Origin of the sequence: Pseudomonas sp. HMWF006, assembly GCF_003061205.1 — a bacterium.
Taxonomy (GTDB): domain Bacteria; phylum Pseudomonadota; class Gammaproteobacteria; order Pseudomonadales; family Pseudomonadaceae; genus Aquipseudomonas; species Aquipseudomonas monsensis.
This window is the reverse complement of the sequence record NZ_QAIU01000253.1, coordinates 1-4,197: the sequence shown is the minus strand read 5'-3', so window position 1 is coordinate 4,197 and position 4,197 is coordinate 1. Positions and strand designations below refer to the sequence as shown.

The following is a 4,197-nucleotide window of genomic DNA, read 5'->3' as shown; positions in this document are numbered from 1 at the left end:
CGACAATTTCAGGTCGGCGTACCTCTCCAATATCCCCCAATCGGTCCCCTCTCCCTCCGGGAGAGGGCTAGGGTGAGGGGCTTTTTTCAGGGATACTCCAGAACAGCCTTGATCTGCCGCAAATTACGCTCGATCCACCCGCGATCAATCGCCCCCCACTCACGAATCCGATAGCGCCCGGCGTGATTTCGCGCGCCCTCTTCCTGCTCGAATTCACAGACGATATCCAGATCCGCCAGCGCGGCAATCGTGTCCTGCGCCGTGCGCCGGGGCATGCCAGTCACTTCGGTCAGTGTCGGCACACTCGGCGCCAGACCGCTGTCGATCAGGTACGCCACGTACAAGCGGCGGTAGAAACTGCTTTTGGTCTTGCTGACGTCCATCCACACCTTCCTGGTTGCGTACTGTTAAGCCTGCATATCCCGCCACGTCAGATACACCCGCAGATCGAACTCGACCTGGTGATACCCCGGCAGCATGTGCTCGCACAATTTATAGAACGCCTTGTTGTGATCCGATTCCTTGAAGTGCGCCAGTTCGTGCACCACGATCATTTTCAGGAAGTCCGGCGCGGCGTCCTTGAACAACGAGGCGATACGGATCTCTTTCTTCGCCTTGAGCTTGCCACCCTGCACCCGCGACACCGTGGTGTGCAGGCCGAGGGCGCGGTGAGTCAGGTCGAGGCGGTTATCGAACAGCACCTTGTCGATAGCGGGCGCGTTGCGCAGGTATTCCTGCTTCAGGTCCAGCGCGTAGCTGTACAACGCTTTGTCGCTCTGCACATCGTGGCGCCCCGGATAGCGTTGGCTCAGGTAATCGCCCAGACGCCCTTCGGCAATCAGTTGGCGCACCTGGTCCTGCAATGGCGCGGGATAGGCCTGGAGGTACTTCAACACAGTCATGACGGGCGACACGGTTCGCAAAAAGGTGCGCCAGTGTAGCGAATTCAACCGGGCAGCGCGCTCCAGTCGAAGGGCTCGGCGAAACTGGCGGCGTCTTCGGCGATCAATGGCCGTGCCACAAGAAAACCCTGCACGTATTCGCAGCCATGAGCTTGCAGCCATTGGTACTGCTCAATGGTTTCGACCCCCTCGGCGATCACCAGCAAACCGTACTGTTTGCACAGATTGATCACCGTACTGACCAGCGACGCATCGCGCTGGGAGTCCGGCAAGCGCGCAATCAGATGGCGGTCGAGCTTGAGCGTATCGAGTTCCAGATCACGCAGATGCGCCAGCGAACAGGGTCCGGAGCCGAAGTCATCGAGTGCCACACGCACACCGAGATTACGCAGCAGGCGCAGTTGCTTGCGGGTTTCATCGGGGTTTTGCATCAAGGCTTCTTCGGTCACCTCGACCTCCAGCTGCCGCGGCTGCAAGGCATGTCGCTCCATGACCTGACGCAATTCGGTGACCAGATTCGGCAAGCTGAACTGGGTATTGCTCAAACTCACCCCCAGGACCAGATCTTCGGCGAACAGGGTTTCCCAGGCTTTGCGCTGGCCGGCGCCACGATGATAAATCCAGCTGCCGAGGCGGCTGATCAGCCGCGCCTCCTCCAGCAACGGCAGGAACAGGCCCGGTGGCACATCGCCGACGCTCGGGTGCTGCCAGCGCAATAGCGCCTCGAAGCCACGAATCTGCCCGGTGTCGATCGCCACTTGCGGCTGATAGACCAGATTGAAGTCGCGGTTCTCGATGGCGCTGCGCACGCTTTCTTCGAGCATCAGTCGTGAGCGGGCCCGGCCGTTCATTTCGTGATCGTAAAAACGATATTGCTGACGTCCGGCGCGCTTGGCTTCGTACATGGCTATGTCGGAGGCACGCAGCAAACCGTCCAGATTTGATCCGCAATCGGGATAAGTGGCGATGCCGATGCTGGCGCCGAGGGCGATGTCCAGCCCTTCGATTTGCTGACAGATCGACACACGCTCGATGAGTTTCTCGGCAATCTTCGCCGCCTGCTCGGGAAACTCCAGATCCAGCAGCGCCGTGAACTCGTCGCCGCCCATGCGCGCAAGAATATCGAACGGGCGCAAACACGCCTTCAATTGCTCGGACACCCAGCGCAGTACGCGGTCACCGGCATCATGCCCGAGCGAGTCATTGACGCGTTTGAAACCGTCGAGGTCCAGGTACAGCAACACCCAACTGCTGTCATTGCGTTCGCCACGCAACAACAGGTTTTCCACCGTCTGATAAAAACCGCGACGATTGAGCAACCCGGTCAGTGGATCGGTGACGGCCTGAAATTCCAGCTGCTGATGCAGATGACGCACCACCGACATATCCAGCACCGTGACCACCATCGCCTGCTGCTCGGCGGGTAACGGCGCACAGGACAGCGCCACCGGCACCTGCTGGCCCGGAGCAGTACGCAGCAAAGCGTCATGCAGGCGCAGGGTTTCGCCGCGTTTGTAGCTGCCCTTGAATTCAGAATCGGCCCACAACGGAATGTGCGGTTTCTGCAGGTAATCGAGAAATTCCTTACCCTCCAGCTCCTTCACCGGCGCATTGAGCAACCGTGAAATCGCCGGGTTGGCGAAGCGGATCAAGCCATCCTCGCCGAGCACCAAAATGCCTTCGGCCGCGTTGTCCAGCACCGACGCATTGAAGGCCCGGGCCACTTCCAGATCATGGGACAAACGCTGCAAGGCCCGGCGATTGCGCTGGTGTTCCAGCAACGCCTGCACTTTCGGCTTGAGGATCTGCGGATCGAAGGGTTTGAACAGGTAATCCACCGCACCACTGGCATAGCCCTTGATCACGGCGTCCTGGGATTGTTCATTGGCGGTCAGGAAAATAATCGGCGTGAGGCGCGTGCGCTGGCTGCCACGCATCAACCGCGCCACTTCAAAGCCGTCCATGCCCGGCATCTGCACGTCCAGCAGCACCAGATCGACATCGTGAGTGAGCAGCAGATTGAGCGCTTCGAAACCGGAGGCTGCGGTGATGACGTGCCAATCCTGACGTTGCAGCAACGCGCGCATGCTGATCAGGTTTTCAGGGTAATCATCAACGATCAAAAGGACAGAGCTGCCTTCACCTGGCGGGGGTTGCGCGCATTCCATGCTGCTTCTCTTGTCGGGACTTCAGGGCGATTCCGGTAAAACCGTACACACATCGAGCCTTCACTCTAGTCGTGGATCCGAAAAAGCAGAAGCTGTCATCAAGCCATCATTTAACCAAAGCGTGAGTTTGCCGACTAACGGTCACCGCTGAAGCCCCCGGAAACCGGCAGAGATGGCATTTCGACAGGATGTTGACGTCAATCATCCGCCAAGCGGGCATTAACAAAAAATCTCTCTACGCTTATAAAGGCCGCCCCAAAAGGCGCGAGCTAGAGCTTCTGGCACCCGCGTACAGGATGAACCGAGTGGAAGAACCGACATGATCGATCTCGCAACCTGGAACCTCAGCGTTCCCGTTGGCAGCCCGCCATACACCGTCGAAACCTCCAAACTGGTGAACGGCTTCAAAGATCAATACTTCCATTCCGACACCGGCACCTTGTTTTTCTGGTCACCGGTCACCGGGTCAAAAACCGAAAACGCCATCTATCCGCGCACCGAACTGCGCGAAACCTTCAGCAACGGCACCTTGCGCAACTGGTACTACCCCGACGCCGACAACCTGCTGCGCGCCACCCTCGCGGTGAACAAGGTCCCCAGTTCCGGCAAGATCGTCATTGGCCAGATCCACGCCTACGAAAGCCAGAAGCCGATGGTCAAACTCGAATACCAGTACAAGACCAAAACCGCGACCGGCAATCTGGTGATCAAGGTGCGCATGCACCCCGATGACGACGAAAGCCGCGTTATCACCCTCGCCACCGGGATCAAACTGAACAACGAATTCAACTACCTCATCCACTTGAGCCCCGGCGGCGCACTGGGTGTGAGTGCGGCGGGTTACCAGTGGGATTCACAAATCAGCGCCACGTGGCGCAACAAGCCGCTGTACTTCAAGGCCGGCGTGTATGTGCAGGACAACACGGGCTACACCAGCGAAGGTGGCCAGGTGACCTTCAGCAAACTGGATATCGACCACGACAAATAACAGCATGACTAGCACTGCCCCCCCCGATGCTCGGGGTCTGGTAAAAAACCTGTGGCGAGGGGATTTATCCCCGTTGGGTCGCACACTGGCCCCCGCTCTGCACTGAAAGCTGGGGCCTGCTGCGCAGTCCATCGGGGAT

General features: G+C 58.9%; 4 protein-coding genes. 1 reads left to right on the top strand and 3 read right to left on the bottom strand.

Annotated features, from left to right (window positions below; all coding sequences use genetic code 11):
- Positions 1 to 86: 86 nt before the first annotated feature.
- Genes DBR24_RS10375 through DBR24_RS10365 form a run of 3 tightly spaced genes read right to left on the bottom strand, consistent with a single transcriptional unit; the run spans position 87 to position 3,070 of the window.
- On the bottom strand, positions 87 to 383 hold the full coding sequence (locus DBR24_RS10375) for a helix-turn-helix domain-containing protein (protein ID WP_007913779.1): 297 nt from the start codon (positions 381 to 383) through the stop codon (positions 87 to 89).
- A 24-nt stretch (positions 384 to 407) separates the two neighbouring features.
- Positions 408 to 902, bottom strand: a complete 495-nt coding sequence (locus DBR24_RS10370) for a M48 family metallopeptidase (protein WP_123469453.1) — start codon at positions 900 to 902, stop codon at positions 408 to 410.
- 44 nt (positions 903 to 946) lie between these two features.
- A complete protein-coding gene (locus DBR24_RS10365) occupies positions 947 to 3,070 on the bottom strand; it encodes a bifunctional diguanylate cyclase/phosphodiesterase (protein ID WP_123469455.1) in 2,124 nt (707 codons plus the stop codon).
- Between the two features lie 319 nt (positions 3,071 to 3,389).
- Between DBR24_RS10365 and DBR24_RS10360 the strand changes: the two genes are divergently transcribed.
- Positions 3,390 to 4,058, top strand: coding sequence for a polysaccharide lyase family 7 protein (locus DBR24_RS10360; protein WP_123469457.1), 669 nt, complete (start codon positions 3,390 to 3,392; stop codon positions 4,056 to 4,058).
- Positions 4,059 to 4,197 lie beyond the last annotated feature (139 nt).